Annotated in this window: 3 protein-coding genes; 1 reads left to right on the top strand and 2 read right to left on the bottom strand. The window is 45.2% G+C overall.

What is annotated here, in order from left to right; all coding sequences use genetic code 11:
- Positions 1–95: 95 nt before the first annotated feature.
- Both fusA and radA read right to left on the bottom strand, forming a co-directional pair.
- Positions 96–2,183: an elongation factor G gene (fusA, locus tag AB4185_RS01075; RefSeq protein ID WP_017058825.1), complete on the bottom strand. Its 2,088-nt coding sequence runs from the start codon at positions 2,181–2,183 to the stop codon at positions 96–98.
- 234 nt (positions 2,184–2,417) lie between these two features.
- Positions 2,418–3,797, bottom strand: a complete 1,380-nt coding sequence (radA, locus tag AB4185_RS01070) for a DNA repair protein RadA (protein ID WP_017058826.1) — start codon at positions 3,795–3,797, stop codon at positions 2,418–2,420.
- A 161-nt stretch (positions 3,798–3,958) separates the two neighbouring features.
- On the opposite strand from radA, the gene AB4185_RS01065 reads away from it, so the two are divergent.
- Positions 3,959–6,304 carry a PilZ domain-containing protein gene (locus tag AB4185_RS01065; RefSeq protein WP_017058827.1) on the top strand — a complete coding sequence of 782 codons (2,346 nt, stop codon included), beginning with the start codon at positions 3,959–3,961 and terminating at the stop codon, positions 6,302–6,304.

Below are 6,304 nucleotides of genomic sequence, written 5' to 3'. Positions count from 1 at the left end.
CTCGCATCTCGCATCTCGCAGTATGTTACAAGCAATAAAAAGCCCCGCAAGCTTTCACTTGCGGGGCTTTTTTAGCTAATTGAGAAAAGGGCTAATTACTTACCAGCTTCTTTTTCTGCTTTAACTTTTGCAATCACTTCGTCAGCAACGTTAGTTGGACATGGTGCGTATTGTGCGAATTCCATAGAGAATTGGCCACGACCAGAAGTGATAGTACGTAGGTGACCGATGTAGCCGAACATCTCAGAAAGAGGTACGTCAGCTTTAATACGAACACCAGTAACGCCAGCTTGTTGATCTTTGATCATGCCACGACGACGGTTAAGGTCACCGATAACATCACCAACGTGATCGTCTGGAGTGAACACGTCAACGTTCATGATTGGCTCAAGAAGTTGCGCGCCAGCTTTAGGCATAGATTGACGGAATGCGCCTTTCGCTGCGATTTCAAATGCGATAGCAGATGAATCGACTGCGTGGAAACCACCATCGAAAAGTTCAACTTCAACGTCTAGAGTTGGGAAGCCAGCTAGTACGCCGTTTTCCATCATAGATGCGAAGCCTTTCTCAACTGCAGGCCAGAATTCTTTAGGAACGTTACCGCCCACAACTACAGAGTTGAACTTGAAGCCAGAACCTGCTTCGCCTGGTTTGATACGGTAATCGATCTTACCGAATTGACCAGAACCACCAGATTGCTTCTTGTGCGTGTAGCTATCTTCAATTGCTTGAGTGATAGTTTCACGGTAAGCAACTTGAGGAGCACCTACAGTTAGGTCAACGCCGTATGTACGCTTAAGGATATCTACCTTGATGTCTAGGTGAAGTTCACCCATACCTTTCAGGATAGTTTCGCCAGTCTCTTCGTCAGTCTCAACTTGGAAAGATGGATCTTCTGCAACCATTTTACCGATAGCGATACCCATTTTCTCAGAACCGCCTTTATCTTTTGGAGATACAGCGATTGAGATTACTGGAGTTGGGAATACCATTGGCTCAAGCGTTACTTGGTGCTTAGGATCACATAGAGTGTGACCAGTTTGCACGTTCTTCATACCAACGATCGCAATGATGTCACCAGCTTGTGCGCTAGTTAGTTCGTTACGGTCATCAGCTTGCATCTCAACCATACGGCCAACACGTTCAGTCTTGCCAGTGAATGAGTTAAGAATCGTGTCACCTTTGTTCAGTTTACCAGAGTAAATACGAACGAAAGTTAGAGCACCGAAGCGGTCATCCATGATTTTGAATGCAAGCGCTTTGAAAGTCTCATCTGTAGAAACGATAGCGTGTTCGCCAGTTTCTTCACCGTTCTCATCCATTAGAGGCTGAGGGTCAACTTCAGTTGGTGCTGGTAGGTAATCTACTACAGCATCAAGGATAAGTTGCATACCTTTGTTCTTGAACGCAGAACCACAGAACGTTGGGAAGAATGCGATATCACGAGTACCTTTACGGATACAACGCTTAACGTCTTCAATAGAAGGCTCTTCACCTTCCATGTAAGCTTCCATTAGGTCATCGTCTTGCTCTACAGCAGTTTCGATTAGCTCTTCACGGTATTGCTCAACGTCATCAACCATGTCCGCTGGAACATCTTTGATTTCGTAGTTTTCAGGAAGACCAGTGTCATCCCAAACGTATGCTTTACGGCTTAGTAGGTCTACAACACCAACGAACTCGTCTTCACGGCCGATTGGTAGAACCATTACTAGAGGAGTTGCACCTAGAACGTTTTTAACTTGGTCAACAACGTTGTAGAAGTCTGCACCCATACGGTCTAGTTTGTTAACGAAGATCAGACGAGATACTTCTGATTCGTTAGCGTAGCGCCAGTTAGTTTCTGATTGAGGTTCAACACCACCAGAACCACAGAATACACCGATACCGCCATCAAGAACTTTAAGAGAACGGTATACTTCAACTGTGAAGTCAACGTGTCCAGGAGTATCGATAACGTTTAGACGGTGATCGTTCCAAAAACAGCTTACAGCTGCTGATTGGATAGTAATACCGCGCTCAGCTTCCTGTTCCATGAAGTCAGTCGTTGATTCGCCATCATGTACTTCACCAGTCTTGTGGATTTGACCAGTTAGCTTAAGGATACGCTCAGTGGTAGTTGTTTTACCCGCATCAACGTGCGCGAAAATACCAATGTTTCTGTATTTCGATAAATCTGCCATTGTCTTACTCTGTTAATAGGATATAAAATGCGCGCAGAGTATATCACAATCTGTGAAGACTGATAGCTTTGCATGCATTTGGGACTAAAAAACTTTGCCTTTTTCTAACATATAGAAAAAGGCACTCAGTAGTAACAATCTAAATGATTGTTAATTATAGTGCTAACCTAAAGCCTAATCGGCGTTAAGGTTAGGCTGAATTGCTGCTGTATAGAGTAGCTGAAGTGAGTTCAATTACAACTCATCAAAAGCATTAATTGCTTCCGATAATTTTTTCACACCGTGGATCTGCATTCCTGGAATGCCACCTTTAGGCATGTTAGCCGCCGGTACAATCGCTTTCTTAAAGCCGTGTTTAAATGCTTCATTTAAACGCTCTTGTCCGCTCGGTACAGGTCGAATCTCACCCGCTAGGCCTACTTCTCCAAATACCACCACATCTTTTGGCAATGCGCGATCTCTGAAACTAGAAAGTAGAGCCATCACCAACGCAAGATCAGCACTGGTTTCGGTTACTTTAACACCACCGACGACATTCACAAACACATCTTGGTCAGCCATTTGTAAGCCGCCGTGTTTATGCAGCACCGCTAATAACAAAGAAAGCCTGTTTTGCTCTAGGCCGACAGCGACGCGACGTGGGTTAGCCAGCTGTGAATAATCCACCAGCGCTTGGATTTCGACAAGAAGTGGACGCGTCCCTTCCCACACCACCATGACAGAACTGCCCGAGGTTTCTTCTTCACCACGAGACAAGAAGATAGCGGATGGGTTGCTGACTTCTTTTAGCCCTTGGCCTGTCATCGCAAACACACCCAGTTCATTCACTGCACCAAAACGGTTTTTGTGGCTGCGTAGCGTTCTAAAACGGCTATCGGTTCCGCCATCTAATAAAACAGAACAGTCAATAATGTGCTCAAGTACTTTTGGCCCTGCTAAGGTGCCGTCTTTAGTTACGTGTCCAACTAAGAACACAGCAACGTTATTCTGTTTTGCGTAGCGCGTTAATGCGGTTGCCGATTCACGAACCTGTGCAACACTGCCCGGAGAAGATTGAACATCCGCAACGTGCATAACTTGGATCGAGTCGATAACCATGATCTTAGGTTGTTCTTTTTCTGCAACCTGACAAATCTTATCCACGTTCGTTTCTGAGAGCATCTTTAGGTGCTCTTTTGGCAATCCAAGTCGAGACGCACGCATCGCGACTTGTTGCAGAGATTCTTCCCCGGTTACATAGAGAGTCGGTAATTGAGAAGAAAGCTGACACATGGTTTGTAATAGCAGCGTTGATTTACCGGCACCCGGGTTACCACCAATCAGGATCGCAGCACCCGGTACGACACCACCACCAAGTACGCGGTCTAGCTCTTTAAAGCCACTACTAAAGCGTGGTACTTCTTGTAGATTAATTTCAGATAATGTCTGAACGCTCGATTCTGTTACTGCACCTGCATAACCAGATAATCTTTCATTGCGCGCTACTTGAGGTGAAGCGGCTAACCTAACTTCTGTAATCGTGTTCCAAGCACCACATGCGTTGCACTGCCCCTGCCAACGTGGAAAGTCAGCACCACAGTCATTACACACATAAGCTCGTTTTGCCTTAGCCATAAAACCTCAATAATTTACTCAGTTACACAATGATGTTGTCAATTTGTGACTTATTTGACCGTACGGGTGAAAATAAACGTTGCAGTCATACCACTTATACTTAAAGATCGATTTAAACTAGTCGATAACATAAATGCACCGTCCATTCTAACAAGAAAAGTATGCAGCAATCTGAAATTCTATCTGTAGCAGAACGTCTTATCCCGGCCTACCACGCCGAAGATTTCGAATTCCTTCTTTCTCAAATGACAGAAGGCGAATCTCCGTCTCTAAAACTGCTCGTTAAAATGGAACTGAATCGTATCATGGCTCCGTGTACAAAGAGCATTGATTTACGCGGGCGTATTGATAATGAGTGTCGTCAGTTCACTCTCGATGGCCGTAAGCACTGGCTCGATGATATCGCTTTAAACGCATATCAACGTGGTACGAAAAAGTTTAAAGGTTACACAGAAGGCGCATGGGAGTTAGTAATGACTCCGCGAACTCAGCCTCTGAGCGTTGTTAAAACATCTTCTCAAGGTAACCACGACATTACTAGCGCCAATAGCCCGTACGAAGCGGAAGCTATTAACCTAGGTTACGACTTAAAACGCCAAGAGAACAGACTCAAGATTAGCTCGCAGGTCGAGATCACCACATCGAAAGGGCAAAGCCTACATGGTGTAACGGTTGATATCTCCCCGTCGGGTGCAAAGTTCAAAGTACCGAGCGCCTTTCGATACAACCTCGGCGAGATCATCAGCGTTAAGTTCTCAGAGCTTATCGAAAAGTCCCAAGAAAACGATGTTAACCAAGCGGTTGAATTTCGTGTTTTGGGTATCGACGAATCTTATGAGAACAACGCGGTCAAATTTCTAAGAACCATCAAGGTAAGCGACAACAATATTGTGGCTCGCTTACTCGATGAGTCTTTAAATAGCACCAGTAAGAAAACCAGCCATGAGAATCAAGATAGGATTATTCGAACTCGTACTCGAGGAATCGAACATACCTATCTAAAGCATACTTGTAACCTACCCCTGTTTTTCAGCGGTAGCGAACTAAAGCTTGCCCTACTGACGGATAACAACCATCCATTATGGCAATATTGGCACGACGAACGAAATCAACAAGCGCTGGGTACCCTGTTCAACGAGCAACGTATGAACCTGTTGGCGAAACCAGGAGTGAAGGGAACCAGTAACGTTATCTACTCTTTTACCCATGAACACCAAAACAAGACCTTGTTCTATTCAATGATGCTGCCTGAAGCCTCTCGTGAACAAAGACAGCTGTTCTGGCACATCGGTGGCAAACGTAAAAGTTGGAAGGCGTTCAAGTTCTCGGTTTTCGAACTTTCAGACACTGAGCGACAAGCATTAGCTAAACACTCGGATACGCTGGCTCAAAGCTCAGCTCAACTGACGCATTGCGGAATCTTGCAAGAGATTGGCGATCACGAAAGTGCGGCGGACTATCTTCTGAGTGAAAAGCCACGCATTCCAAGCAGTGAATTGAACCGCTTCCGTCACCCGCGTACTGTCGTCGGCAATATTCAAAGCATCTACTTTGACTCTCAGACTCGTCGTAAAGAGCCGAGATACCAATTTAAGTCACCGTTGCAACTTACATCACAAGATGGCACAGCGGCGAACGGACACACCTTAGATATTTCGAAGCGTGGACTGAGCATTAGCCTTGAACACCCAATGGTACTCAAGATTAATGATCCGGTATTAGTGAACTTCAATGAACTGCAGCTCTATGACAAGAACCTGCCACTGAGCACAGTGCCTTACCACGTAATTCGAGTGAGTCCGAATGGTCGCAACGTGCAGTTGGTTATTGCCGAGAACGCCAAGACAATGCGTACCATCGCTTTCCTTAATGGGCTTATCGATCAAAACCAAAGTAAGCTGATTAAGAAGCAAGAGATACTGCCAACACATTCGCTACTCGAATCACTGCACAACATTTTGTTGAGCAAGATGGTCAGTAACCCAATATTCATTGATAAGCCAAGTTCAACGCTGCGCTGTAAGATCATTGGTGTGAATTTCCCACTGAATAAGCATCTAACGTTACTTGCTAAGCTTGGCCATAATCAAAAGTTCTCACTCGAGCCAATCTTCAAGGGTCACACCAACTCACTGTTGGCTGAGCCACTAAAAAGAATTGAAGGTGCGGAGCCTAAGCATCATGACGTGTACATTGCTGCAGTGAAGTTTGGCGACAAAATCCAGTCGGTACACACCAAGTTGGTCAAAGACTTCGCCTCAGCAAAGGAACGCATCTTATTCATCAAGAAAGCGCAGCACTTAGGTGATGTGTATGTATTGCGAGTCACCACGGCACCTATCTTTAATCCGCTAACGAGTTTATTCCAGTCGGATTTAGAAGAGCTTTCACGCATCAGTATGCATCAAGCTAAGAAGCTAGAGAATGAGGTGACGGCGTTTATCGGTTATGGCGAGATAGAGGACATTACCGATGAAGTGCTGATTCGATTGGAGCTAACACGCTAG

Origin of the sequence: Vibrio sp. 10N.286.48.F5 (assembly GCF_041469785.1) — a bacterium.
Lineage (GTDB): Bacteria > Pseudomonadota > Gammaproteobacteria > Enterobacterales > Vibrionaceae > Vibrio > Vibrio crassostreae_C.
Note: the sequence above shows the minus strand (reverse complement) of the source record. Positions and strands in the feature narration are given on the sequence as shown.

Bases quoted from the DNA above. Each gene is read 5' to 3' on its own strand.
- fusA (WP_017058825.1), bottom strand. From the start codon at position 2,183: ATGGCAGATTTATCGAAATACAGAAACATTGGTATTTTCGCGCACGTT.
- radA (WP_017058826.1), bottom strand. From the start codon at position 3,797: ATGGCTAAGGCAAAACGAGCTTATGTGTGTAATGACTGTGGTGCTGAC.
- AB4185_RS01065 (WP_017058827.1), top strand. From the start codon at position 3,959: ATGCAGCAATCTGAAATTCTATCTGTAGCAGAACGTCTTATCCCGGCC.